This is a genomic window from Streptomyces roseirectus (genome assembly GCF_014489635.1).
In the GTDB taxonomy this organism is placed as follows: domain Bacteria; phylum Actinomycetota; class Actinomycetes; order Streptomycetales; family Streptomycetaceae; genus Streptomyces; species Streptomyces roseirectus.
The window spans coordinates 3,456,135-3,482,694 of record NZ_CP060828.1; the positions used below are offsets into that span (position 1 = coordinate 3,456,135).

The 26,560-nt window shown below is 70.9% G+C and carries 31 protein-coding genes; 10 read left to right on the forward strand and 21 right to left on the reverse strand.

The features are described 5' to 3' along the window. Positions 1-145: 145 nt before the first annotated feature. The 3 genes from IAG44_RS14180 to IAG44_RS14190 all read right to left on the reverse strand — a co-directional run bounded on the left by IAG44_RS14180 (position 146) and on the right by IAG44_RS14190 (position 3,230). Positions 146-919 carry an isoprenyl transferase gene (locus IAG44_RS14180; RefSeq protein ID WP_187747488.1) on the reverse strand — a complete coding sequence of 258 codons (774 nt, stop codon included), beginning with the start codon at positions 917-919 and terminating at the stop codon, positions 146-148. A 605-nt stretch (positions 920-1,524) separates the two neighbouring features. Next, on the reverse strand, positions 1,525-2,313 hold the full coding sequence (locus tag IAG44_RS14185) for a methyltransferase domain-containing protein (RefSeq protein ID WP_187747489.1): 789 nt from the start codon (positions 2,311-2,313) through the stop codon (positions 1,525-1,527). Between the two features lie 77 nt (positions 2,314-2,390). Then, entirely contained in the window at positions 2,391-3,230 is an 840-nt protein-coding gene (locus IAG44_RS14190) for an LLM class flavin-dependent oxidoreductase (protein WP_187747490.1), read from the reverse strand. A 67-nt stretch (positions 3,231-3,297) separates the two neighbouring features. Here IAG44_RS14190 and IAG44_RS14195 point away from each other — a divergent pair, with 67 nt between their 5' ends. Together IAG44_RS14195 and IAG44_RS14200 are read left to right on the forward strand one after the other, a co-directional pair. Beyond that, a complete protein-coding gene (locus IAG44_RS14195; protein ID WP_187752672.1) occupies positions 3,298-3,660 on the forward strand; it encodes a DUF192 domain-containing protein in 363 nt (120 codons plus the stop codon). A gap of 25 nt (positions 3,661-3,685) precedes the next feature. Then, the gene (locus IAG44_RS14200) at positions 3,686-3,922 is read left to right on the forward strand and encodes a hypothetical protein (RefSeq protein WP_187747491.1); all 237 of its coding nucleotides are present in this window, start codon (positions 3,686-3,688) and stop codon (positions 3,920-3,922) included. Positions 3,923-3,934: 12 nt separating this feature from the next. Here IAG44_RS14200 and IAG44_RS14205 read toward each other — a convergent pair whose 3' ends face one another. The 14 genes from IAG44_RS14205 to IAG44_RS14270 form a co-directional block, all read right to left on the reverse strand. After that, on the reverse strand, positions 3,935-4,537 hold the full coding sequence (locus IAG44_RS14205) for an OmpA family protein (RefSeq protein ID WP_187747492.1): 603 nt from the start codon (positions 4,535-4,537) through the stop codon (positions 3,935-3,937). Between the two features lie 8 nt (positions 4,538-4,545). Further along, entirely contained in the window at positions 4,546-5,136 is a 591-nt protein-coding gene (locus IAG44_RS14210) for a hypothetical protein (protein ID WP_187747493.1), read from the reverse strand. A gap of 27 nt (positions 5,137-5,163) precedes the next feature. After that, positions 5,164-5,760 (reverse strand): pilus assembly protein TadG-related protein, encoded by a 597-nt coding sequence (locus IAG44_RS14215; protein WP_246561696.1) that lies wholly within the window; start codon positions 5,758-5,760, stop codon positions 5,164-5,166. Positions 5,761-5,816: 56 nt separating this feature from the next. Beyond that, entirely contained in the window at positions 5,817-5,981 is a 165-nt protein-coding gene (locus tag IAG44_RS14220; RefSeq protein ID WP_187752674.1) for a hypothetical protein, read from the reverse strand. A 125-nt stretch (positions 5,982-6,106) separates the two neighbouring features. Next, complete coding sequence (locus tag IAG44_RS14225) at positions 6,107-6,838, reverse strand: response regulator (protein WP_187747494.1); 732 nt, start codon at positions 6,836-6,838, stop codon at positions 6,107-6,109. A 26-nt stretch (positions 6,839-6,864) separates the two neighbouring features. After that, positions 6,865-8,319: a sensor histidine kinase gene (locus IAG44_RS14230; RefSeq protein WP_425508522.1), complete on the reverse strand. Its 1,455-nt coding sequence runs from the start codon at positions 8,317-8,319 to the stop codon at positions 6,865-6,867. Positions 8,320-8,361: 42 nt separating this feature from the next. After that, complete coding sequence (locus tag IAG44_RS14235) at positions 8,362-9,249, reverse strand: DUF5936 domain-containing protein (RefSeq protein ID WP_187747495.1); 888 nt, start codon at positions 9,247-9,249, stop codon at positions 8,362-8,364. Between the two features lie 17 nt (positions 9,250-9,266). After that, entirely contained in the window at positions 9,267-10,211 is a 945-nt protein-coding gene (locus IAG44_RS14240) for a type II secretion system F family protein (protein WP_187747496.1), read from the reverse strand. A gap of 11 nt (positions 10,212-10,222) precedes the next feature. Continuing rightward, positions 10,223-11,560, reverse strand: a complete 1,338-nt coding sequence (locus tag IAG44_RS14245) for a TadA family conjugal transfer-associated ATPase (RefSeq protein WP_187747497.1) — start codon at positions 11,558-11,560, stop codon at positions 10,223-10,225. After that, entirely contained in the window at positions 11,557-11,925 is a 369-nt protein-coding gene (locus IAG44_RS14250; RefSeq protein WP_187747498.1) for a TadE/TadG family type IV pilus assembly protein, read from the reverse strand. Before IAG44_RS14250 ends, IAG44_RS14245 begins: the two co-directional genes overlap by 4 nt. Continuing rightward, on the reverse strand, positions 11,922-12,314 hold the full coding sequence (locus IAG44_RS14255) for a TadE/TadG family type IV pilus assembly protein (protein WP_187747499.1): 393 nt from the start codon (positions 12,312-12,314) through the stop codon (positions 11,922-11,924). The genes IAG44_RS14250 and IAG44_RS14255 overlap by 4 nt, the downstream gene beginning before the upstream one ends. Positions 12,315-12,319: 5 nt before the next feature. Beyond that, positions 12,320-13,564, reverse strand: a complete 1,245-nt coding sequence (locus tag IAG44_RS14260) for a CpaE/TadZ family protein (protein ID WP_187747500.1) — start codon at positions 13,562-13,564, stop codon at positions 12,320-12,322. A gap of 9 nt (positions 13,565-13,573) precedes the next feature. Further along, a complete protein-coding gene (cpaB, locus tag IAG44_RS14265) occupies positions 13,574-14,281 on the reverse strand; it encodes a Flp pilus assembly protein CpaB (protein WP_187747501.1) in 708 nt (235 codons plus the stop codon). 59 nt (positions 14,282-14,340) lie between these two features. Next, positions 14,341-15,219 carry a hypothetical protein gene (locus IAG44_RS14270; RefSeq protein WP_246561700.1) on the reverse strand — a complete coding sequence of 293 codons (879 nt, stop codon included), beginning with the start codon at positions 15,217-15,219 and terminating at the stop codon, positions 14,341-14,343. A gap of 337 nt (positions 15,220-15,556) precedes the next feature. Between IAG44_RS14270 and IAG44_RS14275 the strand changes: the two genes are divergently transcribed. The 7 genes from IAG44_RS14275 (at position 15,557) to tgmC (ending at position 21,013) form a co-directional block, all read left to right on the forward strand. Next, positions 15,557-16,798, forward strand: coding sequence for a helix-turn-helix domain-containing protein (locus IAG44_RS14275; RefSeq protein WP_187747502.1), 1,242 nt, complete (start codon positions 15,557-15,559; stop codon positions 16,796-16,798). A 178-nt stretch (positions 16,799-16,976) separates the two neighbouring features. Next, the gene (locus IAG44_RS14280) at positions 16,977-17,345 is read left to right on the forward strand and encodes a hypothetical protein (protein WP_187747503.1); all 369 of its coding nucleotides are present in this window, start codon (positions 16,977-16,979) and stop codon (positions 17,343-17,345) included. An 87-nt stretch (positions 17,346-17,432) separates the two neighbouring features. Then, complete coding sequence (locus IAG44_RS14285; RefSeq protein WP_187747504.1) at positions 17,433-17,927, forward strand: DUF6415 family natural product biosynthesis protein; 495 nt, start codon at positions 17,433-17,435, stop codon at positions 17,925-17,927. A gap of 11 nt (positions 17,928-17,938) precedes the next feature. Next, entirely contained in the window at positions 17,939-18,601 is a 663-nt protein-coding gene (locus tag IAG44_RS14290) for a hypothetical protein (RefSeq protein ID WP_187747505.1), read from the forward strand. Continuing rightward, on the forward strand, positions 18,601-18,912 hold the full coding sequence (gene tgmA / locus IAG44_RS14295) for a putative ATP-grasp-modified RiPP (RefSeq protein ID WP_187747506.1): 312 nt from the start codon (positions 18,601-18,603) through the stop codon (positions 18,910-18,912). Before IAG44_RS14290 ends, tgmA begins: the two co-directional genes overlap by 1 nt. Continuing rightward, the gene (gene tgmB, locus IAG44_RS14300; protein WP_187747507.1) at positions 18,909-19,862 is read left to right on the forward strand and encodes an ATP-grasp ribosomal peptide maturase; all 954 of its coding nucleotides are present in this window, start codon (positions 18,909-18,911) and stop codon (positions 19,860-19,862) included. Before tgmA ends, tgmB begins: the two co-directional genes overlap by 4 nt. Further along, positions 19,859-21,013 (forward strand): ATP-grasp peptide maturase system methyltransferase, encoded by a 1,155-nt coding sequence (tgmC, locus tag IAG44_RS14305; RefSeq protein ID WP_187747508.1) that lies wholly within the window; start codon positions 19,859-19,861, stop codon positions 21,011-21,013. Before tgmB ends, tgmC begins: the two co-directional genes overlap by 4 nt. Positions 21,014-21,087: 74 nt before the next feature. Here tgmC and IAG44_RS14310 read toward each other — a convergent pair whose 3' ends face one another. From IAG44_RS14310 to IAG44_RS14320, 3 genes are all read right to left on the reverse strand, one after another. Then, positions 21,088-22,284, reverse strand: a complete 1,197-nt coding sequence (locus IAG44_RS14310; RefSeq protein ID WP_187747509.1) for a hypothetical protein — start codon at positions 22,282-22,284, stop codon at positions 21,088-21,090. Positions 22,285-22,339: 55 nt separating this feature from the next. Next, entirely contained in the window at positions 22,340-22,849 is a 510-nt protein-coding gene (locus tag IAG44_RS14315) for a SigE family RNA polymerase sigma factor (protein ID WP_187747510.1), read from the reverse strand. Positions 22,850-22,920: 71 nt separating this feature from the next. After that, entirely contained in the window at positions 22,921-24,264 is a 1,344-nt protein-coding gene (locus IAG44_RS14320; RefSeq protein WP_187747511.1) for an Nramp family divalent metal transporter, read from the reverse strand. A gap of 347 nt (positions 24,265-24,611) precedes the next feature. On the opposite strand from IAG44_RS14320, the gene IAG44_RS14325 reads away from it, so the two are divergent. After that, positions 24,612-25,964, forward strand: coding sequence for a M14 family metallopeptidase (locus tag IAG44_RS14325; protein WP_187747512.1), 1,353 nt, complete (start codon positions 24,612-24,614; stop codon positions 25,962-25,964). On the opposite strand, the gene IAG44_RS14330 is transcribed toward IAG44_RS14325, so the two are convergent. Then, on the reverse strand, positions 25,961-26,506 hold the full coding sequence (locus tag IAG44_RS14330) for a hypothetical protein (protein WP_187747513.1): 546 nt from the start codon (positions 26,504-26,506) through the stop codon (positions 25,961-25,963). The genes IAG44_RS14325 and IAG44_RS14330 overlap by 4 nt on opposite strands. Positions 26,507-26,560 lie beyond the last annotated feature (54 nt).

Here is a 26,560-nt window from a genome sequence, read left to right on the forward strand (position 1 = left end):
CCGACACCCGTGGGTCGGGTGTCGACCTGCTTGCCTTATGCCCTCTAATTTGCGCCGTCATGCCACGGCGCGGGACGGCGCCTTGGTGAACTCCTTGTTACGCCTGTGGTGGGAGGCCCGGAAAGCGGTTGCCCGTGGTCGCCCGTCAGCCGCCGAAGCGGCGGTGGCGGGCCGCGTAGTCGCGTAGGGCGCGCAGGAAGTCGACCTTGCGGAAGGCGGGCCAGAACACGTCGCAGAAGTAGTACTCGGAGTGCGCGGTCTGCCAGAGCATGAACCCGGACAGCCGCTGCTCGCCGCTGGTGCGGATGACGAGGTCGGGGTCGGGCTGGTCGCTGGTGTAGAGGTGGCGGCCGATCATGTCGATGTCGACGGACTCGGCGAGGTCGTCCATGGAGACGCCCCGGTCCTGGGCGTCCAGCAGCATCGAGCGGACGGCGTCGGCAATCTCCTGCCGGCCGCCGTAGCCGATGGCGACGTTCACCAGTATCCCGTCGACGTCCGCGGTCGCCTGCTCCGCCTCTTTCAGCGTGAGCTGCATCTGGTCGGGGAGGAGGTCCTTGGTGCCGACGTGGTGGACCCGCCAGCGGCCGTCCGAGGCGAGCGTGCGGACGACGTCCTCGATGATCCCGAGGAGCGGGATCAGCTCGTCCTTCGGGCGGTCGAAGTTGTCGGTCGACAGGAGCCAGAACGTGACGACTTTCACGTCCGTCTCCGCGCACCAGCCCAGGAACTCCGACATGTTGTCCGCGCCGGCGCGGTGGCCGTGGACCGTCGACGACCCCGCGGCCTTCGCCCAGCGGCGGTTGCCGTCCATGATGACGCCGATGTGCCGCGGCACCTGGCTGTGGTCGAGGTGGCCTTCAACCCGGCGTGCGTACAGCCTGACCAGCAGGCCGCGCAGTTTGTCGCGCAGGATCACGTGATGTTCAGCCCCTCCTCGACGGCGGTCCCCGCAGGCGGGGAGCTTACCCCCAGCGGGAGTTGGGGCGCCTATTGAGGGGTAGAGACGTCTGAATGGGCACTTCGGTTCCACGGGGCGCATGGGTCGCGTGGAACACAGCGGGTGGGGCGGGGGGGGATCGGGGGCCGGTGCGGCGCGCTGCGGCGGCGCCGGACGGGCAAAAAAACGGGCCGGTCCGTGGGGGGGATACGGACCGGCCCGAGGGGGGGCTTCCACCATAACCCTTTGTGAGGGATGCCGCGTACATCGGCGCGAAATTATTACTCTCCGAAGTCGCGCGGCGACGCCCGCAGGGGTCCTGAAGCCCTGTTCACGGGGGTTTCGTGGCCAGAAAACGCGGGCCGTTCCAGGTCCCTCGCACGGGGGAACGCGGCGGGAGGCGTCAGTTTGACGCGGGCGCCACCGCACGGTCCCCTCCACTGCGCGATGACGCCCACGCAGCTTTGCCAGCGCGAATTGCCGTGGCCGAATTTACGTGACGCCCGGGGGTCGGGGCACCCGTTCGCGATAACGATGTGGAAACCCTGTGGAGATCGAGCGGCCGGGCGGCGGTTCCCGGCCATTTATCCCGCGAGGGGCCTGCGGGCCTCGATCAGGTGCCGCGCGCTGTACGCGACGAACGGCCCCTCGGCGCCGATCCGCTCGTGCAGCGCCCTCAGCTCCGCCTCGTACCGCGCCACCGTGAACCCGGGGACCATCCACACGACCTTCCGCAGGAAGTGGACGACGGCCCCGACGTCGTGGAACTCCATTCGCAGCCGCTCCACCCGGACGTCGACGACGTCGAGCCCCGCCTCCTTCGCCGCCGCGCTCTCCGCGTCCGGGTGCCGGGCTCGGCTCACGTCGTCCGGGAGGGGGCCCAGGAACTCCTCGACGAGTTCGAACGCGCTGCGGTGGCCGACGTGCTGGGCGAAGTAGGTGCCGCCGGGGGTGAGGACGCGGGCGATCTCCCGCCAGTGCGGGGTCACCGGGTGGCGGCTCGACACGAGGTCGAACGCGGCGTCCGGGAACGGGAGCCGGCCGTCGCCGGCCGGCGTGACGACCACCACGCCCCGGGGGCGCAGGAGCCGGGTCGCCCTGGCCGCGTTCGGGGGCCATGCCTCGGTGGCGGCGAGGACGCGCGGCGGGGTCGCCGTCCTCGCCAGGGCGAAGTCCATGACCTCCCCTCCCCCGGTGTCCAGGTCCAGCGCGGCGTCCGCCCGCGCGAGGCGGCCGGCGAGGGAGACCGCGTAGCCCCAGGAGGGCCGCGCCTCGGTCGCGCGGCCCTCGAACCAGGAGAAGTCCCAGCCGTCGGTGGGGGCGGACTCGGCTTCGGCGACGAGGGATTCGTAGGAGGGGGGTTCGGTGGGCATGTGGAGATGGTCGCAAAGGGGCACTGGGGGCGCCGCCGAGTTTCCGGGCTCCGGGCTTTGGGCGCCGCCCCCGGCCGTTACTTCACCAGCGGTCGCACCTGTTCCGCCGTGAACCTCAGGAAGCCCTCCGGGTCGGGGTCGTCGGGGGTCGGGAGGAGGACGACCGTGTCGGCGCCGGCGTCGGCGTAGCGGCGGACCTCGGCGGCGACCGTCTCGGCGTCACCGGCGACGCCGACGCCCGTCAGGCCGAGCCTGTCCAGCTCGCGGGCCAGGCGGGCTCCGGCGCCCTCTCCGGTCGCGGCGAAGACGTACACGACGATCCGGTGCGGGGCCGGTGCGGCGGCGCGGATCTCGCGGACGCGGCCTGGGGTCGCGGACTCGTTCAGGACGGTGCCGTCGGCGATGCGGCCCGCGAGGGCGAGCGTGCGGGGGCCGATGCCGCCCACCAGGATCTCGGCGGGGGTCTGCGGGGGCCAGTCCAGGGCGACGTCGTCCAGGGTGACGTACGTGCCGCTCGTCGTGACGCGCTCGCCGTTCAGGAGGGCGCGCAGGGCGTTCGTGTATTCGGACAGCAGGGTCAGCGGGGAGTCGGGGCGGGCACCGACCTGGGCCATCCAGTCCTGGACGCCGTGGCCGACCGCCAGCGAGAGGCGGCCGGGGAACATGCGGTGCAGGGCCGCCGTCTCCATCGCCGTCAGGGCGACGTTCCTGAGGGGGACGGGGAGCAGGCCGACGCCGATGCGCAGGCGGTCCGTCCAGGCGAGGGCCGCCGAGGCCGCGGTGAGGCCGCCCTGGAGGAAGCAGTCCTCCCAGAGCCAGAGTTCGTCCAGGCCCGCCTCATCCGCCGTCCGTACGGCCGAACGCAGGCGTTCCGGGGGGAGTTGGGGGCGGAGGATCGCGCCGAGGGTGATCGTCATGGGGATCTACTATCCAGGGGCGGGGCGGTTTCGACTCCTTCTTTTCGCCTACTTCTCGGAGGTCGGTGTGGGGCGCTGGCGGGACGGGCGGGGCGTGCTGGTCGTGGACGGCGCGGCCCAGGTGCCGTTGGAGATCGCCACGTCGTACCGGGCCCGTACGAAGGGGCTGTTGGGGCGGGACTCCCTGGACGGGGCGCTGCTGCTGTCACCGGCTTCCGGGATCCATACCTTCCGGATGCGGATGCCCATCGATGTCGCTTATCTGTCACGGGACTTGAGGGTGCTGGCCGTGCGGACGATGGTCCCCGGCCGACTGGGGCTGCCCCGGCTGCGGGCCCGGCATGTGCTGGAGGCGGAGGCGGGGGCGATGGCGGGCTGGGGGGTGCGGGCGGGGGTTCGGGTGGAGGTGGTGACGGGAGGCGTGACCTGAGGGGGGCCGGGTCGTTGTCCGGCGCATGAAGAAGATCATGCTCGCAGCCCTGCCGCTCGCCGCCCTCGCCCTGACCGCCTCGCCGGCTCACGCCGACAACGACTCCAACTTCGGTGGCGGGGTGAACGCCGCCGACAACTGGAACTTCACAGCCGGCGCCGTCTGCATGCAGGAGGTCGCCGTCGTGCCCGTCCTCGGGGACTGGGTGGGCGACCACGTCAACAACTGCTCCAACGGGAACGTGATCGACCACTCCAAGTAGGCCCCGGCCCCGCTACCCCTCCCTCGGGAACGTGATCTCCACGCGGCGGTTCTTCTTGCGGCCGGCCTCCGTGGAGTTGTCGGCGATGGGGTACTGCTCGCCGTAGCCGCGGACGTCGAACGTGAGGTTCGGGTCGTTCAACTCGCCGTCCAGGACCGCCTGGACGGCGTTCGCGCGCCGGCGGGAGAGGACGTCGCCGTGGGCCGAGGAGCCCAGGTCGTCGGTGAAGCCGAAGACTCTGATGCGGGTGGCGTTCTGCTTCCTGATCTCGTCCGCGATCGCGGCGATGCGGGAGCGGGAGGTCGGGGTGATCCTCGAGCTGTCCTTGCCGAACAGGACCTCCGCCTGGAGCGCGAACTTCACGTCCGCGTTCGTGTCCTCCCTGCGTTCGTCGCCCGTCTGGTCCTCCACCACCTGCTTGATGTCCAGCACCTTCGACGCCGCCAGCGTCCCGCCCTGCGGGAGCTTCAGGTCCGGGTCGTTCGGATCCACCTGCACCGGCGCCGTCGCCGTCGGCTCCGTCCCCGGCGGGAGGCTGGGGTCGTCCACCGCCCGCGCGGTGGGGGTCGTGAGGGCCAGGATGAGGGTGGTCGTGAGGGTGAGGGTGTGTTTCATCGGTGGCCTCACCCGGAGATGCCGATCGTGGCGGTGGGGAACATGGGGAGCTGGAAGGAGACTTCGGTGGTGGTGGGTGGGGGGGCGGGGAACTGCATGAAGACGGGGAAGGACTCGCCGGAGCTGAGCGCCGGGAGGTTGGTCGTGGTGAGAGGGCGGCCGTCGGTGTCGCGCAGGACGTAGTACCGCTTCTTGCCCTTCGCGTCGATCAGGGTGGCGCCGCCGAGCGAGCTGCCGTTGCGGATGATCTCGGTCTCGTTGCCGCTCACCTGGGCGGGTACGTTGACCGCCTCGCCGCCTTCGTTCTTCATCGACCCGTTCACCGTGACGAAGCCGCCGGAGTCCCGTACGGCGCCGGTGATCTGGAGCAACAGACCGTCCGGGCCCTTGAGTTCGGCCAGCGGCTGCTCCGACTTCCCTTCCTGCGTGCTCGGCTGGGACCCGCCGCTCGTCCGGGCGGTGGACGGTGTGCTCTCCGGCTTCCTGTCGTCACCACCACCGTCACCGCCGCCGCATCCGGCCACGCCGAGGGCCAGTCCGGCCGCGACGGTCAGGGCGACCATTCCCCTGCGGACCTTCGTCGTGCACCGAATGCTCATGCCTCTGCTTCCTTCAGTCGTGGTGCCTCAGTCGACCAGATGGACGTCGAAGAGGTCCTGGGGTTCGGGGAGCCCGGCGATGTCGTCCGGGTCCAGGGTCCAGCGGACGCCGTCGCAGGTGAGGACCGGCAGTTGGACGACCGGCGGGGGCTCCTCGCCGCTCCCCTCGGAAGGGGTGGGCTCGGGTTCGGGGAGCGTGCTGGGCGTGGGGCTGGGGAGCGGGTCGAAGGAGCACAGCGGCTCGATGACGGACGAGGCTTGAGCCGTCGAGTGGGTGTCCTCCGTGCCGGGCACGAGCGAGTCGCCGACGGCCTTGTCGGTCCGCACGTACACCGTGTAGCCCATACCGTCCCAGACGCATTCGGGGCCGACCAGGCGGGCGTCGTTCGCCGCCGCGAGCTGTCGGGCCCGTCCGCACTCGTCGGTCCAGGGCTTGCCCTCGAAGATGTCGTTCCACTTCGTGGGGTCGAGGATGTCGGCCACCCATGCGGCGGCGAGTTTGTCGCGGGTCTCCTGGGCGGCGGCCAGCGCGGCGGCGTCGGCCGCGGCCTGGGCGTCGCCCCGGTTCGCGCCGGCCTGGCCGACCGAGAGGTACGCGAACGCGAGAAAGAGCAGGCCCGCCACCACCGTGATGTAGATGGGGAAAGCCTGCCCCGCGTCGCCGCGCGTCCGGGGTGGCGTCAGCCGGTGACCCGGGTGATCTGGTTCTTGATGGCGGTGAGGATGGTCTGCCCGATGTCCGTGCCCGTGATCGCCAGCACGATCGCCACCACCACGGCGATGATCCCCAGGTACTCCACCGCGGTCTGGCCCATGTCGCCCCGCAGTTTCCGCAGTTTCTCCATAGCCCTGTCCTCCGGTCGCACGGCCGTTCTCCCCGCGTTCCGCCGGAGCGTAGCTGGCGGGGGAAGGGGAGGGGGAGGGTCCGGGGGCCCAAATGTGGGCCCAGGTGGGGGTGTGGGCGTTCATCTCAGCTCACCCCCCGCACCGGCGGCGGCGCGGTGCCGAGCCACTTGGCGGTGGCTTCGGCGCGGCTGGTGCTGTGGAGCTTCGCGAAGATCCGGTTGATGTGGTTCTTGACGGTCTTCTCGCTGATGAAACAGGCCGCGGCGATCTGGTGGTTGGACATGCCGGAGGCGATGAGGTCCATGATCTCCGCCTCCCTCGCGCTGAGCCGGAACCTCCCCCTACTTGCCGGAGACTGTCCCACAAGTGGTTGCACTTGCGAAAGCCCTTTGCTCAAACTGCCTGGGTAATGGGTATCTTGAGGGGAGAAAAGGTGTGCATTCGCATTCCCCTGGAACCCCTCCAGCACCGCGGTCGCCGCCGTAGGCGTCAAGTGCGCCCGCCCGACGGCGACATCCCGCACCGCCGCCACCAACTCCTCGGCACCGAACTCCCCGTGCACGAGATACCCGCGCGCCCCGAGCCGCAGCGCACCCCGCACGGTCCGGGACTCCCCGCTGTAGGTGAGCATGAGGACGGCGGCGAGCCGCACGAGCCGGGGCAGCGCGGCGAGCCCGTCGACCTCGGGCATGCGGACGTCGAGGAGGACGACGTCGGGCCGGTGCGACTCGGTGAGTTCGCACGCCTCGCGCCCGTTCACGGCCTGGGCGACGACGTCGATGCCGCCGGCGGCGGTGAGCAGCGCGGTGAGGCCCGCGCGGACCACGGGGTTGTCGTCGGCCACGATCACATTCACCCTCTGTACCCTTCCGGTCGGGATCGTCACGCCGCCCCCTGTCCGAACTCGTCCGCGTGGGGCGGGAGTTCGAGTTCCAGTCGCATTTCGGCGCCCTGGTGTCCCGGGCCGACGGCCAGCCGTGCGCCGAGCGCCGCCGCGCGCTCGGTCATGCCGAGCAGTCCGAAGCGGCCGGCTCCGCGCAGGGCGTCGAGGGTGGTGCCGGGCGGCAGGCCCTTGCCGTCGTCGTGGACGGTGACGCGCAGGACGCCCGCGTGGATGCCGGCGCTCACCTCGACGCGGGTCGCGTCCGCGTGGCGGTGGGCGTTGTCGAGGGCTTCGGCGGTGATGGTCAGCAACTCGCGGGCCACGGTGGGGGGCAGGGGGGCGGTGGTGTGGTCGCCGGTCACCCTGTATGTCGTCGGCAGGCCGGTGCGGGTTGTGAAGTCCCGTGCCCGCAGGGCCAGTTCGTCGAGCAGGTCCATGTCCTCGGCGTTCTCGTCGCGCAGGTCGGTGAGCAGGGTGCGGGATTCTTGCGCCGTGCGGCGGGCGGCCCTCGCGATCAACTCGGCCTGGTCTCTGACGTGTTGGTCGGCGCCGGAGGCGAGGGCTTCGGCGGCCAGGGCCACGCCGTACAGGGACTTGGCGACGGAGTCGTGCATCTCCCGTGCGAGGCGGGCGCGTTCGGCGGCGACGGCCTCGGTGGCGGCCAGGCGGGACCGGGTCTCCGCGAGGGCTTCGGTGGCCTCGGCGAACCTCAGCATCAGGCTGCGCAGGGCTGAGCCGAGGGCGCCGGTGATCACGCAGAAGCCGGGCAGCAGGAGGCGTTCCGCGACGCTCACGTCCGAGTGTGACGCCAGTGTCGTGTGCACCAGCAGCAGGATCAGGGCCTGCGCGGAGGCGAAGCAGGCCGCTCCGCGCCAGCCGTACAGGATCCCCGCGAGCAGGGGGGTGCACACGCTGACGTACGCGAGCGTGGTCTCCGGGCCCGCCGAGATCAGCAGGAGCGAGCCCAGGAGGGTGTCCAACGCCAGTACGGCGGGGTGGCGCAGCAGGAGGGGGCCGAAGCGTTCCCAGTCCCTCAGGAGGGCGTACGAGACCATGAACGTGACGACGACCGCCGTGCCGACGAGGCGGACCCCTACGCCGGGGGAGGCGTTCAGCAGCGCGGAGGGGGCGGCCAGGGCGATCATCGCCAGCCGGAAGCCGAAGACTTGGCGGGAGAGGGCTTGGAGGGCGTTGACCTGGAGGGCGAGGGGGGTTGGGCGGGGGTGGGGGGTGGTCGGGGGGTTCGGCCGGGTGCGGGTTCGTTGTGGCCGTTCGCGCCCACGCGGCGGTAGCCGCAGATCAGATACAGCCCCGCGCCCCTGAGGGGGGTGGTCGGGGTCGTGGAGTGGGTGCGGGTTCGCTTCTCCGCTGCCGCGTGCCGTAGGCAGACGTTCGTCGCTGCCCGGCGCCCCGGCCGCTCCCCCGGCCCCCCGGTCACAGCTCTTCCCCGGCATCTCCTTCACCCCCTTCCTGATCGGCGCTCCCATCCCCTCCCCCTACTCCCCCGTGATCGTGCCGAAGTCGGTGCCCGAGCCCAGGAGCAGGCCGGCGCCGAGCAGGAGCATCGTGGCCGGGACCATGAACGTGGTGATCATCAAGGTGGCTCGGGGGACCGCGCGGGCGGCCTTGCGGCGGGCGTTCTGGGCGTCGGTGCGGCGCATGTCCTTGGCGATGGCGACGAGCGTGTCGACGATGGGGGCGCCCAGTTCCTCGCCCTGCTGCAACGCCGTGACGAACATGGCGACTTGTTCGGAGTCGTTGCGGCGGCGGAGTTCGGCGAACGCCTGGCGGCGGCTCATGCCGAGGTCCATCTGCCGGAGGGTGATGCGGATCTCGTCGGCCCAGGGACCCTCGTAGCGGGTGGCGACGCGGTCGAGGGCCTGGCGGAAGCCGAGGCCGGCGCTGACGACGACCGCGAGGACGTCGAGGAAGTCGGGGAGGGTGCGTTCGATGACGTCCTTGCGGACGCGGATCGCGGACCAGATGCCGACCTCGGTCCACAGGGCGGCGAAGGCGAGCATGAACAGGGCGATGAGGGGGTTGCCGCGCAGGAGGAAGACCAGGGCCCCGACGACGCCGAGCGCGCCGTACACCGCGCGCCGGGCGGCGTAGCGGTCGATGGTGAGGCCGCCGGGGTTGCCCGCGAGGTCGATGCGGCGCCGGTACTTGGCGACGAGCCGGGGCCCCATGAGCCGCAGGACGGCGGGCGCGTACCGCATGCCGAGCCGGTCGACGACGGAGTCGACCGCGCCGGTGCGGGTGGCGCCGACTTCGAGGGCGAGGGCGAGGTCCGGGGGGAGTTTGACGTCCGCGCGGTACATGCGGATGCCGGTGAACGCGCCCCAGACGGCGAGCGCCATGATCAGCGCGAGCAGCAGTGCCATGTACGGACTCCCCCCGCTCAGACGTCGATCCGGGACATGCGCCGGATGAGGACGAAGCCGACGGCGTAGAGGCCGAAGGCGATGAGGACGGCGGCCTGTCCGGCGGTGGAGCCGGTCATGCGGTCGAGCGCCCCCTCCTTGACGCCGTCCATGAGGAACAACGACCCGACCCCGAGGAGGGGTACGGCGTAGGCGGTGAGGTTGACCTGCGACAGCTGGGTGCGGATCTCCCGTCGCGTCTCCTTGCGTTCCTCCAGCGTCTCGGTCAGGTTCCGCAGGGCGCCGACGACTTGGCCGCCCGCCTTGTTGGAGAGGACCAACGTGGTGACGAGGACGACGAGTTCGCGCGAGGGCAGCCGGTCGGCGAGTTCGCCGAGGGCGTCGTCCATGGACTGTCCGACCGCCAACTGGTTGGCGACCTTGGCCAGTTCCTCGCCGGCGGGGGCCTCCAGTTCCTCGGCGGCCATCCCTATGGCGGTGCGCAGGGCGAGGCCGGCCTGGGTGGCGTTGGCCAGGATGCGGGCCAGTTCGGGGAGTTGGTTGATGAACCGCTCGATGCGCTTCTGGCGCTGCCAGTTGAGGAACTGGAACGCGGACCCGACGGCGACGAGTGCGGCGATGGGCCCGAAGAAGGGCGCGAGGACGGCCTGGGTGACGAGCCAGAGCCCGCCGGCGGCGCCGAGGACGTAGACGGTGAACTCGCCCGGTGTGACGTCGAGTCCGGTCGTCGCGAGCCGGCGTTCGAGGGCGCGGCCGGGGTCGGTGCGGCGGATGCGGCGGTCGAGGTCGCGGAAGCGGCGCCGGCGTCCGGTGCCGGGGAGCTGCCCGGTGTAGGAGAGGCGGTCGACGAGGGCGGCGCGCTGGGCGCGGCCGGTGGCGTAGGCGTGCAGGCCCGCGACGGCGAGGGTGAGGCCGAGGACGGTGAGGCCGGTCGTCAGCGTGATGAGGTTGTCGAGGTCCATGGTCGTCCTGCCTAGCGTGCTTCTCGGGTCGCGAGTTCGGCCGGGGTCTGGGCCACGCCGAACGCCTGGGGGATGGGCTGGCTCGCCATGTAGAGGCGGTCGGCGGTGCGGCGCGGGAGGGGGAAGTAGCGGAAGCTGCCGTGGATGCGGCCGTCGGAGGACATGGGCAGCGCGTCGAAGCGGGCGACGGTCACGAGCCGGTACGGTTCGCCGCCGTGGCTGTCGAGGATGGCGATCTCGGTGATGCGGCGGGCGCCGTCGGCGAACCGGGTGAGCTGGACGAGGACGTCGACGGCGCTGTTGATCTGGTCGTGCAGCGCGACGAAGGGGACCTCGACGTCGGACATGGAGGCCAGCGTCTGGAGGCGGGTGAGGGCGTCCTCGGCGCTGTTGGCGTGGACGGTGGCGAGCGAGCCGTCGTGGCCGGTGGACATGGCCTGGAGCATGTCCAGGGACTCGCCGCCGCGGACCTCGCCGACGACGATCCGGTCGGGCCGCATGCGCAGCGAGTTGCGGACCAGGTCGCGGATGGTGATGTGGCCCTTGCCCTCGACGTTGGGTGGCCTGGACTCCAGCCGGACGACGTGCTGTTGCTGGAGTTGGAGTTCGGCGGAGTCCTCGATGGTGATGATGCGTTCGCCCTCGGGGATGAGTCCGGAGAGGGCGTTGAGGAGGGTCGTCTTGCCGGTGCCGGTGGCGCCGGAGACGATCACGTTGAACTTGGCCTGCACGAGCCCGGCGAGCAGGAACAGCATGCGTTCGTCGAGGGAGTTGAAGCCGACGAGTTCGTGGAGGGTGAAGGAGCGGGGGAAGCGGCGGATGGTGAGGATGGGGCCGGTGAGGGAGAGCGGCGGGATGATGACGTTGACGCGTTCGCCGGAGGGGAGGCGGGCGTCGACCATCGGATTCGACTCGTCCACGCGGCGGTTGACGGTGGAGACGATGCGTTCGATGGTCTGCATGAGCTGTTCGGCGGAGGCGAACCTGAGGGGCAACTGCTCGACCCTGCCGCCGCGTTCGACGAATATCGCGTCGGGTCCGTTGACCATGATCTCGGTGATCGACGCGTCTTCGAGGAGGGGTTCCAGGATGCCGAGCCCCAGGGCCTCGTCGACAACGCGCCTGATGAGTCTGGCGCGTTCGGAGGTGGAGAGGACCGGGCCCTCGCGGCTGATGATGTGGCCGAGGACGCGTTCGAGGCGGGCGCGGCGTTCGGCGGCCGCGAGCGTGGTCATCTCGGCGAGGTCGATCTCCTCCAGGAGTTTCGCGCGGTAGGTCGCGACCAGGTGCCCGTCCTCGCCCCGACTGCCGTTCTCCTCGGGGGTGTTGATGCGTGCCCTGAGGCTCATGGGGACTCCGTTCGCTGGTCGAGGGGCATGGTCGCGGTCCGCTGCGCGGGGCCGAAGTCGCCCCAGCCGAAGAAGACGGACGGGATGTCGACGGAGGAGGTGACCCGCACGTCGTCGCCCAGGTTCTCGGGGACGCAGCTCGTGCCGTCGGCGAGCCAGTCGCTGACGGCGGCGGCGCACGCCCGCTGCGCCGTCCCGGCCTCCCGTGCCTCGCTGCGGGCGCCCGCCCGTGCGGCCGTGCCGGCCTGCTGTCCGGCGTAGGCGATGATCCCCAACTGGACGCCGGCCAGGGCGACCAGGAGCAGGATGGGCAGGAACCCCAGGTATTCGATGGCCACTTGGCCGCGGTCACGGCGCCGGTTCATGGCAGCCACCGTCCGTCCTCCTCCTCGACGGCGCCCGCGTTCCCCTCGATGGTGAACGGCAGGGAGACGACTCCCGGGAAGAGCACGGGGACTTCGAGGCGGACGGTCGCGGTGACGAACCCGGAGCCGCCGCACTCCACGCTCGCTCCCCCGCGCCAGGCCCCCGGCAGGTCCTCGGTGGCGGCCTGTTCGCAGGCGCCCTGCCGGGATCCGGGGTCGGCGACCGCCCCGGCGCGGACGGCCGCGTCGGCGGCGTTCCCGGCGAGGGTGTAGGTGTAACCCACCAGGACGCACTGCCAGATGGCGATCAGCGTGACGAGGATGACGGGCAGCATGCCGGTGAACTCGACGGCGACCTGGCCCCGGTCGCCTCTGAGGCGGCGTCTCATCGCGGTCACTCTTTCCGTCGCCGCAGGCCCGCCGAGCCCCGGTCGCCGCCGCGCGCCCGGCGCCGCTGGCCGCCCTCGGCGGGGGCGGCGAGGCCGAGTTCCCCGGCGAGCGCCCACAGGGCCTGCCGTACCGGGCCCTTGGGGTCGAGGGCGTGCAGCCGGCCGGAGTCGACGGCGGCCTGGAGTTCCTTGAAGTGCGCCGGAACCGCCGTCGCCGCGAGGGCGGTTCCGGTGATCTTCTGGATGAGGGCGGGCTGGATCTCGGTGGCGCGGGAGTGCCGGTTGACTACGACGGTCGTCTCCTCGGCCTTGCGGATCTGGAGCCGGTCCCACATGCGGACGGTGCGTTTGGCGCCCCGGACGGCGACGACGTCCGGCGTGGTGACCAGCAGCGCGGTGTCGGCGGTCTCGACGGCCGCCGCGCCCGCCCCGCTGAGCTGGGCGCCGCAGTCGACGACGACGACCTCGTAGCGGGCGCGCAGGGCGCCGACGATGTGCCGGGCGGCCCGGTCGGTGACCTCCTCGCCGCGTTCGCCGTCGGCGGGGGCGAGGAGGAGGTCGACGCCGGTGTCGTGGCGGAAGACGGCCTCGGCGAGGATGCGGGGGGAGATGTCGGTGATGGCGGCGAGGTCGACGACGGAGCGCCGGAACTGGACGTCGAGGTAGGAGGCGACGTCGCCGGTCTGGAGGTCGAGGTCGCACAGGGCGGTCGTGCGGCCCGACGCCTGGGCGGCGAGGGCGAGTTGGATGGCGGTGAGGGTGGTGCCGACGCCGCCCTTGGCGCCGCTGACGGTGACGACGGTGCCGCCGGGTCCGGTGAACACGTCCGTGCTGCCGCCGAGATGGCGCCGCACGCCGGCCGACCACTGGGCGACGGCCTGGACGCGGGTCGCGAGGTCGTCGTAGGCGAGGGGGAAGGTGATCAGGCCGCGGGCGCCGGAGTCCATGGCGGCGGAGAACAGGCCGGGGGAGGCGTCGGTGGTGACGAGGATGACGCCCACCGCCGGGAAACGCAGGGCGACTTCACGCACCAGCTCCAACGCCGGTACGGGACCGATGCGTTCGTGGACGACGACGACCTCGGGGAGTTCGTCGACCGACTCGGCCGCCAACCGGGCCAGGGTGTCGACGAGTTGGGTCGAGTCGGTGACGGGGCTGACGGGTTCGGCGTCCGGGAGCTGGCTCAGCAGGGAGACGAGGGAGCGGACCGCGTCCGCGTCGCCGACGGCCGGGAGGATCCTCGTGGGCATGGCGTCCTCTCACTTGTCCGTGGCGAGCTGGTAGGTGCGGTCCTTCTCCGGGACCGTGGTGTCGGTGCCGGGGGCGACCAGCGCGAGGCGGACCCGCTTCGCGAACGACTCGGCGTAGGTGATGCGTTGGGCGTCCAGCGTGGAGAGGGCGAAGGTGATCGGGGCGGCCTGGGTGGGGCCGCTGGCGCGGGAGTCGCGGTCGGGTTCCAGGGCCTCGATCTTGCCGACGTTCAGGACGCGCGCGTTGGTGACGATGATCTTCGAGACGTCCGGGTCGGTGTCGCGGGCGCCCTCGAAGGTGGCGTAGACGTTGACCGAGGAGCCGGCGGTGATCTTGCCGGCGACGCCGGTGGCCGCGTCGATCATGATGGCGACCTCCTGTTCGCCGGGGCGCAGGGCGGGCTGGTCGACGACCATGTCCCGCTGCAGGAGGGAGCCGGCGCGCAGGGTGGTGACGGCGATCTTGCCGCGGATCGCGGCGAGGTCGGTGACGGCGTTGTCGGAGAGCCACCGCTTCGGCATCGAGATCTTCTCGAACTGGCCGGTGTTCAGGGCGGTGTAGGGCGGCACGTCGCTCTTCACCTGGTAGGCGGCGACCTCGGGGCCGACCTTGGAGTTCACGTCGTCGATGACGGACAGCACCCCGGCGAACGCGCCGAGGGCGCACAGGACCGACAGGAGCAGAAGGATCACGCCGCGGCGCTGACGGGAGTTCATGAGCCGTGCAACCTCGTTGGGGGTCGGGGCGAGCGGACGGGGTAAGTGGTGGGGCTCGGCTAGCCGGCCGGGAGTGCGTGGCGGGGGCCGCCCGGGGTGAGCGCGCGGGGCGGTTCGGGGACGGGGGGCGGGGTGGCCGAGCAGAAGACGCAGCGGTCGCCGATGACGTCGATACCGCACCAGTGGCACACCGACTGGCGTACGGAGGTGACGAGTTGGTACAGGACCGACAGGTCGGGGAGGTAGGCGCAGAACTCGACGACCTTGTTCGTGCCCCACCACCGCGCGGACTCGGCGGGCAGCGGGGTCTCGCGCAGGCCCTGGGTGCGCCAGGCCGGGGCCAGGGTCTCGGTCACCCACTCCGCCGGGAGCTGGCCCTTCGCGAGCAGCAGCCACGTCCCGAACTCCGGTCCCGGGACGGTGACTCCGGGGCCCGCCTTCACCAACTGGGGCTGCGGGTGGGCCAGTACGGCGAACTGGCTGCCGGGGACCCAGGAGCGGGCGTGCGAGGTCAGGGTCACGGGGACGTGGTCGAGGCGGGCGACCGTGCCGAGCAGGGCGCCGGCGTGGATGTAGTGCGTGAGGAGCCGGCCGGCCGACGCGACGACGCCGGGGCCCAGGTCGCAGGAGGCGAGCTGCCTCAACTGGCGGGCCAGTACGGCGAGTCCCAGCGGGGGGAGGTCGGGCTGGAAGAGGGCGATGCGGTCGCTCTCCAGCAACGCGCGGACGGTGTACAGCCGTTGGACGACGGCCGCGGGGGCGGCCTTGGCGCACACGACGACGAGGTGCCCGTACCCCTCGACGAGCTGCTGCACGGCGGCCACCGCCTCGTCCAGCGGCCGGCTCTCGATACCCTCCAGCACGACGGGCGGCACCGTCCGCTCGTCCTGCGCCGGCAGCGCAAGCCCTGCGCCGGTCACCGCGATGGCAGTTGGCACGCGCGCTCCCCGATTCCCGCGATCCGGTCCACCGCGCCCTTACCCCGGTGCACCGGAACGACTTCACTGCGTGACTACCTCAGCACTGTATCCACGCCTCACCACCGGGAGAACAGCTTTCGTGAGCCGGTAACGAACTCTTCTCCAACCATCCACCGGTCAAGTCAGGCCAAAACCGGCCAAGTTGCCTCCACACCTCATCCACAAGCGGAATGGTTGACACCTTGAGGGGTTCTGCGGGGCGGCGTTGCGGGAAGCCGCGGCCGGACTCTTCTCGCCGCCTCAGGGTCCCGCACCAGGGGTACCGTCCTAGTGGACGCTAGGAACGGAGACTGGTATGCCCCGATGGAGCGACTACTCGACCGGCGAGCGAATCAAGATCCTGCGCGGTCGGGACGTCCGGCAGTCGGATCTTGCCGAGATGACAGGGCTGTCCCTGCCCACCATCCAGACAGCGGAGCAGGACAAGCGACTCACTCTTCCGACCCTCATGAGGATCGCGGCGGCGCTCGGCGTCGACACCAGCGTGATCCTCGGCCAGCAGGAACCTCGCCGCGCCATGGCGCAGGACGACCGCGCCATGATGCGCGCCCTGTCCCGGGCCGTTCACGACACGTGGGCGGGCATCGTCCTCGACGACCTCGAACCAGCCCCCCTCGACGAACTCAAGGAGACCGCGCAGCGCTGCTGGGAGCTGTACTGGAAGGGCAGTTACACACAGGTCGGAAGCCTGGCGGGGCCGTTCGTCGTCGAGGCGGACGCACGACTGCGGCAACAGCCGGACGGGGAGCAGGCCGAAGCGTGGGGTGTCCTGTCGGACGCCTACCGGATCGCCGCGTACGTGGCGAACCTGATGGGCGCACGGGACCTGGCGTACGCGGCGATCGGGCATTCCCAGGAAGCGGCGCGGCGCAGCGCCGACGACCTTCGGCAGGCCCTCGTCGCCTCCGGCAGGGCGTGGGTGTACCTGCGGGACGCCCGGCTGGCGGAGGCGGTGCGGCTGGCGGAGAGGTCCGCGACGGACATCGAGCCGCGGTTCTCCACGGCGACGCGGGAGCAACTGACCGTGTACGGCAGCCACATCAACTTCGCCGCCGTGGTCGCCTCCCGCATGGGCGACAAGGACCGGGCGGCCGACTACCTGTCCCAGTCGCACGCGACCGGAGCACGTATGGGCCGCGAAGCGCGGGCTCACGGCACTCTGTTCGGACCGGTGACGGCCACGACACAGGCGATCGGCATCAAGACGTCACTCGGGGAGATCGGCAAGGCCCTGGAGCTGGTCAAGGGTGTCGGCGACACCGACCTGGAGTCGCTGACCGAAGCCGCACGCCACCGCTTCAAGATGGACAAGGCGATGGCACAGGCGGACGCGAAGATGTACGACGCGTCGCTGGACACCCTGGAGGAAGCGCTGCTCGACGCGCCGGAATGGGCACGCCATCAGGCGCTGCCGAGCGTGATCGTGCAGAAGGTGGGGAAGGCGTCCACCGCCCGATTGCGGCGCGTCTCCGAACTGATCGGGGTGGCGCCTGGCACCGCGTCGTTCCTGCCCGCGACTTCTCGGACAGTGCGGTAACTCGTACGTGACGTACGAGTTCTGAACGAAAGATCAGCACCACCCCTGCCAGACGTACGAGTTGATCTCACTCAGCAGCTCAAGGGCATGCACCCCGTACGACTTCGCCGTCCGTTCATCCGCGAAGTCGTACGGGGCGTTTCTTCATAACTGCGGGCAGTAGCGAGACCGTTACCTCATGCAGAGGACGTGTACGGACTTCAGTCGCCGCAGGGATCTCGCGGACGCCGCGAGCGGCCGTGTCGAGCGAGTCCGAGTCGTGCTGTACGCCTGCCGTCCCGACGGCGAGGCAGGTGTGCTCACCGAGTTGCGGGTCTACGCGACTGCTCGGGACTGGGTCGTCGTGGGCGAGCTGATCGACCGAACGCACCCGGACAGCGCTCTCGACGAGCGCCCGCGGTGGACGCGGCTCAAGGAACTCGTCGAGTCCGGGCAGGCTCAGGGCATCGTCACCCCGATGCGTCGCCTGTGCGGGAAGTGCGAGTCCGAGCGGTCCCTCCTCGACACGTGGCTCGCCGCACACCGGGCCTTCGTGGTCACCGCCTGATTCCCCACCCACCAGGCCGCGCGACAAACCCCGGCAACCGTTCGCGGCGGCCCCGGGGCGCGGCCGACGCTTTGAAGGAGCGCCGACATGACGGACGGTACCGCCCCGTCCGAAGAACTCCCACGAGGCTCCGGAATGACGATCCAGGTCTACACCGTGAACCGCCACGGCACGGTCACCAGTGACCGGGGCACCACCTTCGTACCAGCCAGGGCGCCGGAGGCGACGCCCGTCGAGGAGGAGGCCGTCACGGGTGTCGTGACGGTGTGTGCCGAGGCCCAATGGTTCCTCGCGCAGGAGACGCTGCCTCGCCACCAGACGGTGCAGGGCCTCGCGCGCGAGTTCAGCGCCTGTCTGTCCCGGCAGATCCCGTGCGTGGAGAAGCTGGCCGGTGAGCGTGGCCTTGACGACCCGCAGGCGATGACCGCGCTCGCGGGGGTCGCCACGGCACGGCGGCGCATGAATGTCCCCGTCCAACGCGGTCTGGTCGCCGAGGTGGAGCGGGTCGGTCAGCTGGCGCGTTCGGTGCTGGCGCTGCACACCCACGTCGGCACGCTCACGGACGCGCGGACGGGACGGTGAACGGCGGGGGCATGCGGGCGCGGCTCTGGAACGCCCTGCCTGTCCCGTGGATCGCACCTTGGAGTGGGGAACGGGGCCGTTCGGCCCACGTCACCAGGCAGAGCGACGAGCGTGGACGGGAACGGCTCGGCTTCACCGACGAGGAGCACTCCGACCGGCGGGACGGCATGCTGTGGGTGCGCATGGCGGCCACACCGGGGCGCGGGCGGCCGGACTTCGCGGGGCTGCATCCGTTGCGTCAGCGGCAGGCGATGACGCACCTGCTGTGCCAGGTGTGCGGCGGCCCGACTGTCGGCAGTCGCGAGGACGAACGCCATCTGTTCCTCGCCAGGAGCACCGGGACCCGGCTCTTCTCGGAGGGTGAGACGACCGCCGTACCGCCCGTACACGAGTCCTGCGCGCTCCAGTCCCTCCGGCACTGCCCTCACCTGCGCAAGGGATGGACGGCCGCGCTCGTGGGATGGGCCCCGGCCTGGGGTGCGGCCGGCACCTTGTATCACCCCGACAGCCTTGAGCCGGTGAGTCGCGATCTGTGCCAGGTCCCGTACGACAAGGACAGGCTCCTTCGCTGGCTCGTCGCGGCGCGGGAGGTCGTCTCGTTGCACGAGATCGAGCGGATCGACCTCGCCCGGCTGGAGGGCGAACAGAACCCGACGAGAGAAAGGAACAGCTGATGTTCGTCCACTCCGACCGGCTCCCGACCGGGACGCCGCTGCCGTCCGGAGCGTTCACTCCCGTTCCCTGGGGTGTCCGGCGCATGACTCCCTATCCCGCGTCCGCACCGGGGTACACGTACGCCGAGCTCGATCACGAGACGCAGACCGTCCGCTACTCGGACGCCGAAGGACGTGTCCTGGACATGGGAAAGCACGGCACCAGTTCCGGCACGAACCCGGCCACCAACACCGGAAACCCCTCCGACGGCGCCGGACCCGGTGGCAGTGGCGGGGGCGACCAGGACACCGGGAACGACACCGACCAGTGAGCGACCTCGGCCCGGTGCTGGTCGTCACCAACCTGGACGACCCCACGGCCGACGTAGTGATCGGCGAGCTGCACGGCCGGGGCGTCCCGGTCGTGCGGTTCGACTCGGGAGACTTCCCGCACGCCCTGTCGCTCGCGGCCACCATCACGCCGTACGGCGTGGAAGGCACGCTGTCCACACCGTCACGGGTCGCAGACCTGTCCCAGGTCCGGTCCCTGTACTACCGCAGGCCCTCCGGCTTCGTCTTCCCTCACCTGGACGAACAGAACGCCCGGTTCGCCGTCACCCAGGCTCGTTACGGGCTCGGTGGCGTGCTCGCCTCGTTGCCCGGTTGTCTGTACGTCAACCACCCGCACCGCATCGGGGACGCGGAGTTCAAACCGGCGGGCCTGGCAGCCGCGGTCGAGGCAGGCTTCCGTCTGCCTCCCACTCTGATCACCTCCGACCCGAAAGCCGCGAGGTCCTTCGTCGAGCGATACGCCCCCGCGATCTACAAGCCGCTGTCCACTCCGCTGTATCGCATCGACGGTGTCTCGTGCACCGTCGAGGTCGCCGAGGTGGCCTCCGACGACATCGACGAGGCGGTGTCCGGCACCGCTCACCTGTTCCAGCAACGGATCGAGAAGATCGCGGACGTGCGGGTCACCGTCATCGGGGACCATGTGTTCGCCGTACGGATCGATTCCGGCCTGCTCGACTGGCGGACCGACTACAGCCGCCTGCGCTACTCCGCCGTCCCGGCCCCGCCAGGCATCAGTGAGGCCCTGTACGCCTACCTGTCCCGTTTCGGGCTGGTCTTCGGCGCATTCGACTTCGCCGTCGACCGGCAGGGGCAATGGTGGTTCCTGGAGTGCAACCCCTCGGGCCAGTGGTACTGGCTGGAGCCGGAGACCGGTCTGCCGATGCTGTCGGCCATGGCGGATCTGCTGGAAAGGAAGGCCCGTTCATGACTCTCCTCGATCCGCCGCCTGAGACGACCGCCGCCGCCCTGCGCGGACAGTTGGTCCGCCACCTCACCGAAAGCGGCTCCCTGCGCACCGAGCCATGGCGTGCGGCCGTAGAGGCGGTCCCCCGGCACGAGTTCCTGCGCGAAGGTTTCTTCGAGCCCGTGCCGGGCTCCGCTCCGACCGCCTGGCGGCCGGTGTCCGCCGACGCGGACGGCTGGCTCGGGCGGTGTTACACGGATGAATCGCTGGTCACCCAGATCGCGGGCACGATCGTCCCCGGTGACATCCGGGGCGAGATTCTGCGGGCCCCCACCTCGTCGAGCACCATGCCGAGTCTCGTGGTGCGGATGCTGGAGGAACTGGAGGTCGAGGACGGTGACCAGGTGCTGGAGATCGGTACCGGCACCGGCTGGTCCACGGGTCTTCTCTGCCACCGACTGGGCGACGAACGCGTGACCTCGGTGGAGGTCGACCCGGACGTCTCCCGCCGGGCCGCGGCCGCGCTGGGGACCTGCGGCCGCTTTCCCGAACTGGTCGTGGGTGACGGCCTGGCGGGACACGAGGACGGTGCCCCGTACGACCGGCTGATCGCCACCTGCGGTGTGCTCGAACTGCCGCGGGCCTGGATCGGGCAGACGAGGCCGGGCGGAACCGTCCTGGCCACCCTGTGCGGCTGGCTGTACTCCTCCGAGCTGGCCCGGCTCACCGTCGAGGGCGACGGAGTGGCCCGGGGTCGTTTCCTGGGCGGCCGGATCAGCTTCATGCTCGCCCGCCCCCAACTGCCGCCACCACTCGGCATGTTGCCCGACATGGACACGGGGGACGAACGCGTGGCCCGGCTCGGGCCGGACGTCCTGGACGACTGGGACGCCAGGTTCGTCGCCCAGCTCGCGGCCCCGCGCGCCCAGCACGTCCGCCTCACCCGCGACGGTCGGACCGAACACGTCGTTCTCGACGTGGCGGCGGGCGACTGGGCCGCCCTCACCCAGGACGGCCCACACTGGACGGTCCGCCAGGGCGGGGCCAACCGGCTGTGGGACGCCGTCGAGGACCACGTTCTCCGCTGGCGCGCGGACGACGCTCCCACTGTGGAACACTTCGCGATCGCCGTCACGCCGGATGCGCAGACCATCACCTGGCCGACCGGCCGATAGAAGGCCGAGTTCCGCAAGCACCTCTCCTGGGCCGGCGTCCGGGCGGGGTGCGGTGGAGGAGATCGCCGCGCCGCTCAACTCCCGGACGCCTGAAGCCACTTCGGGCTGAGGGCGATCGCCCGCAGGTCCTTCATGCCGAGCGCCGGGGCGGTGCGCGTGGCCGGGGTCTGCTGGCTTGCCGCGTTGAAGGCGCTGACGACGACACGGAAGCCGTCCGTGCGCATCGTGTCGACCGTCCACATCACGACGCCCGAACCGCCCTTCTCGCCGGGGCCCTTGCGCAGGGCGACGAGTGTTCCGTCGGGCAGGGTCTCGGACTTGGCGTCGAAGAGGTCGCCCTTCACGTCGCTCATGTCCGGCTGGACGTTGATCTGGACGTAGCTCTCGCCCTTGCCGTCGTCGACGACGACATACGCGAACTCGCCATCGTCGGCAGGGCCCTTGGAGACGACCTTGAGGTGCTTGGGGAGGAGGCTCGTGAGGGTCCTGCCGACGTTGACGGTGCTCGCGGGCGGCGCGGCGTGGGACATCGTGGGGACCGGGACGGCGTCGACCATCTCCCGCAGCTCGGGCGCCGTCACCAGCTTCGTCAGCTGGTCGGCGGAGAGCGGGGGGGTGGGGCGGGTGGTCTTCTCGCCCTTCTCGGCCGGCGCGTTCCACTCCATCACGCTCACGGAGCCGCCGGCCGGGGTGGTCAGGTCGGCGTACCAGAGCTTGGTCTGCTCGCGGCGGTCCGGGTACTCGTGGCCCTGGAAGACGGTGACCTTGGAACCGTCGGGGAGGGTTTCCGTGGAGCAGTGGTCGTAGGGGTTCAGGGCCCGGTCCGGGCAGCCGCCGCCGCGCGTGGTGGTGCGGCCCAGGGAGACGCTGATCGCGGCCCTGCCCCTGCCGTCGTCGAAGACGCCGGTCACGTTCATGTCGCTGCCCTGGCTCGTCGTCGGGGTGAACTTCCCTTTCGGGAGCAGCTTGTTCAGGACGCTGGTGAGGTCCTGCCGTTCGACGGCGGACGGTGACGGCGGCGCGGTCGTCGACGTCGTCCCGGTGCCGACGTCGCGGGCCGGTTCGCCGGCGTGCAGCAGCGTCCCGCCGACGCCGATCACCGCGACGCCGGCCACGCCGCCGCCGATCACCGCGAGCCGTCGCCTCAGCCGCCGGGCCCGGCCGCGCCGTGCGCCGCCCTCGACGAGTTCCGTGCGGGCGGCGGGGAAGGAGTCGCCGGTGCGGTGGAGGGCCGCGGTGAGGTCCTGCTCGAAGGGGGTGTGCTCGGGCATGGTGAACCACCGTTTCTGGTCGGGAGGGGCGGAGGGGGGCGGCCTAGGGGTGTCGTCAGGGGCGGGCGTACTCGCCGATGCCCTCGCCGAGGAGTTCCCGGAGCTGGCGTAGCGCTCGGGTACTACGGGTACGGACCGCGGCGGACGTCGTCTGCATCGTCTGCGCGGTCTCCTCGACGGACCGGTCCTCCCAGTACCTGAGGACTACGACGGCCCGGTCCGTCGGGGAGAGCCGGGCGAGCGCCTGGAGCAGCGTCAGCCGCAGCGGGGCGTCCGCCTCCTCGACGGCCGGCAGGTCGGGGAACGCGTCGGTGGCCCGCTCACGGCTGCTGCGGCGGCGCCGATGCGCGAGGAACACCCGGGTGAGCACGGTCTGCGCGTACGCGGCGGGGTTGTCGGCCCGGGAGACCCGCCCCCACCGCACGTAGATCCGCCCCAGCGCCTCCTGCACCAGGTCCTCCGCGAGGTGCGTGTCCCCCGCCGTCATCAGACACGCCGACCGGTACAGCTGCCCGGCCCGCACCGCGGCGAACTCCGCGTACCCGTCCGCCCGCGTCTGCCTCATGCACTCCCCCTGCCGCGAAACCGCCTTCTGTGGATGTCGATGCGGTGGCCCGGGGAAAATGTTTCAGGGAATCAGAAGAAATCCGACCACGGCTGGTCCCACACCTGCTTCGCGCACAGCACCACGAACAGCACTCCCGCCACTCCCAGCATGCCGTTGCTGAGCCATCCGTTGCGCCAAGGGGCCGGGATGCGGGGGGAGTTGAGGAGCCAGATCAGGGTCATGGCGAGGAAGGGGAGGAAGGCGGCGCCCAGGACTCCGTAGAGGATGATCAGGCGGAAGGGCTGGCCCTGGAAGAGGAGGACGATCGGGGGGAACGTCAGCCAGAGGAGGTAGGCGCGGAAGGGCCAGGAGCGTTCGCGGACGCCGGAGGCGATGGCCTCGCCACCGCTCGCGCCGACCCCGCCCGCGCCGACCCCGCCTGCGCCGCCGTCCGCTCTCAGCCGGGTCACGAAGTCCGCGAACATGAGGCTGACGCCGTGCCAGACGCCGATCAGGGAGGTGTAGGAGGTCGCGAAGAAGCCGATGAGGAAGAACTTGGCGGTGGCGGTGCCGTACTCGGCTTCGAGGATGTCCCCGAGCTGGATGAGCCCCTTGTCGCCGCTCGCGATGGCGACGTTCGCGGAGTGCAGGAGTTCGGCGCCGACGAAGAGCATCGCGACGACGAAGACGCCGGTGGTGGCGTAGGCGACGCGGTTGTCGAGGCGCATGACCTTCATCCAGCCGGTGTCGGTCCAGCCCTTCGCGTTGACCCAGTACCCGTAGGCCGCGAGGGTGATGGTGCCCCCTACCCCGCCGATCAGCCCGAGGGTGTTGAGGACGGAGTCCTTCTCGTCGGGGAGGACGGGGAGGAGCCCGGCGAGGGCGTCGGGGAGGTTGGGGGTGACCCGGATCGCCAGGTAGACGGTGACGACGAACATCACGCCGACCAGCAGCGTCATGACCTTCTCGAAAACGGCGTACTTGTTGAACCAGACGAAGACGAGTCCGGCGAGCCCGCAGGCGACGGCCCACCACTTGAGGTCCATGACGTCCGGGAACAGCGCCTGCAACGGCAGCGCGCTGGACGACATGGCGGCGGCCCCGTAGACGAACCCCCAGATCACGGCGTACACGCCGAAGAACCAGAGGGTCCAGCGCCCGAGGCTCGCCCAGCCGTCGAAGAGGGTGCGCCCGGTGGCGAGGTGCCAGCGTCCGGCGGCCTCGGCGAGGGAGATCTTGACGAGGCAGCCGACGACGGCCGCCCAGAGCAGGGTGTAGCCGAAGTTGCTGCCCGCGATCAGCGTGGCGACCAGGTCACCGGCGCCGACACCGGTCGCGGCGACGACGACGCCGGGTCCGATGTGGCGCCAACTCGCCTTGCGGGGCGGGGGGTCGGTGGCCTCGGTCGTGGGGTGGTCCGTGATGTCCGCCATAGAGGTCAAGGATGCGCAAAGTTGCGGGTGTGACAAGAGGGCGTACGCCGACCGGCCGCTCACGCCCCCACGCCGCCCCGCACTCCACGCCCCGCGCCCCCTGAACGCCGCCCGCCCTGAACGCCGTCCCACTGAGCACCGCCCCCGACCGCCGCCCCCACCAAGCGCCGCCCACCGAGCACCGCCGCCCCCCTGACCCCCGTCCACCCCCATGCGCTATTGACCTGCACATGCCACACCCCCGACCATGAGCGACACGCCGCACAGCCCGTACACAGCAAAGCTCCCCCGCTCCACCCCCACCCCTCCGGACAATCCGGACGGACCTGGAGACTCAAGGAGACCTCATGCGCCTTCGTATCCGCGGCTCACGCTCCCCCGGCGGCAGACGCACCGCAGCCCTCGCCGCCCTCCTCGCCCTCGCCCTGGCCGCCCCGGTCTCGGCGTCGGTGACGAACGCGACGGCCGACAGCGCGAGCAAGGCCGCGCCCGCGGCGGACGACATCCGCCAGTACGAGATCCACGTGCACAACAACACCTCGCCCGTCCGCACCGCGATCATGCGGGCCGGCGTCAGCATCGACGAGGTCGACTCCGAGACGGTCGTCGTCTCGGGCCGCGCCGACCAGATCAAGCAGCTCAGGGCGGCCGGCTACGAGGTGGCCCCGCTCGGCGCCGCGCCGGACCGGCTCGCGGCGAACGAGGTGCGGCTGTTCGACTTCCCGACGGCGGACTCCCGCTACCACAACTACGCCGAGATGAACGCGGAGATCGACCAGCGGCTCGCGGCGTACCCGAACATCATGAGCAAGCGCGTGATCGGGAAGTCGTACGCGGGCCGTGACATCTACGCCGTGAAGATCAGCGACAACGTCGCCACCGACGAGGCCGAGCCCGAGGTGCTGTTCACGCACCACCAGCACGCCCGCGAGCACCTGACCGTCGAGATGGCGCTGTACCTGATCCGCGAACTCGGCGCCGGGTACGGCAGCGACTCCCGGGTCACGAACATGGTCAACGGGCGCGAGATCTGGATCGTCCCGGACCTCAACCCGGACGGCGGCGAGTACGACATCGCGACCGGCTCCTACCGTTCGTGGCGCAAGAACCGACAGCCCAACTCCGGTTCCTCGTACGTCGGTACGGACCTGAACCGGAACTGGAACTACCGCTGGGGCTGCTGCGGCGGCTCCTCCGGGTCGACGTCCTCGGAGACCTACCGGGGTCCGGCGGCCGAGTCGGCGCCCGAGGTGAAGGTCGTCGCCGACTTCGTGCGCGGCCGGGTCGTGGGCGGCACCCAGCAGATCAAGGCCGCGATCGACTTCCACACGTACAGCGAGCTGGTGCTGTGGCCGTTCGGCTACACGAACGCCGACACCACGACCGGCATGACGGCCGACGACAACGCCGCCTTCAAGGCCGTCGGACAGAAGATGGCGGCCAGCAACGGGTACACGCCCGAGCAGTCCAGCGACCTCTACATCACCGACGGGTCGATCGACGACTACCTCTGGGGGGCGCACAAGATCTTCGGGTACACCTTCGAGATGTACCCGTCGTCGGCCGGCGGCGGCGGTTTCTACCCGCCCGACGAGGTGATCGAGCGGGAGACGTCACGCAACCGCGACGCGGTGCTGCAGTTCCTGGAGAACTCGGACTGCATGTACCGGTCGATCGGGAAGCAGGCGCAGTACTGCTAAGCCTCTTCTTCGGTCTCGGCCGGTTCCGCTGACTCCACCGCTTCCGCGCCGTCCTCGAAGTACGCGTCGAGGACGGCGTCCAGCTCCTTCTCCCACTCGGGGAAGACGGAGCGGGACTTCGCCTCGATCTCTATCGGGTACCAGCGGCGGTCGGGCGTGTGGACGGTGACGGTGAACAGCTTGCCGAAGCGGGTCGTCTCCGTCTCGACGGCACCGATCTCGTCCCACCGGAACTCGCAGTTCTGGTCGTCGAGGGCGAGGCGGACGCCCTTGTGGTCGGCGACGATCGAGGCGCGCCGGTCGGCCGCCTCGAAGACGGGGCCGTCGACGGGCGCCTCTTCCTCGGTCTGCGCTTCCCCGGTCTCCGGTTCCGCTTCCTGCCGGTCGTCGGCCGCTTCGACCGCCTCACCCTCCTCGGGCACGGCGTCCTCAGGCTCCTTCGCGGGCTCCGCCGGAACGGGCGCGGTGAGTCCGGGGATGAAGGCCGGGTCGAATCCGGCGCCCTCCAGGGGCTTGCTGCTCGATCCTATGCGCTGGTCCACAGCGGGCAGTATGGTCGACGATCCTGTGCCGTACACAGCCGACCCTCACTTCGT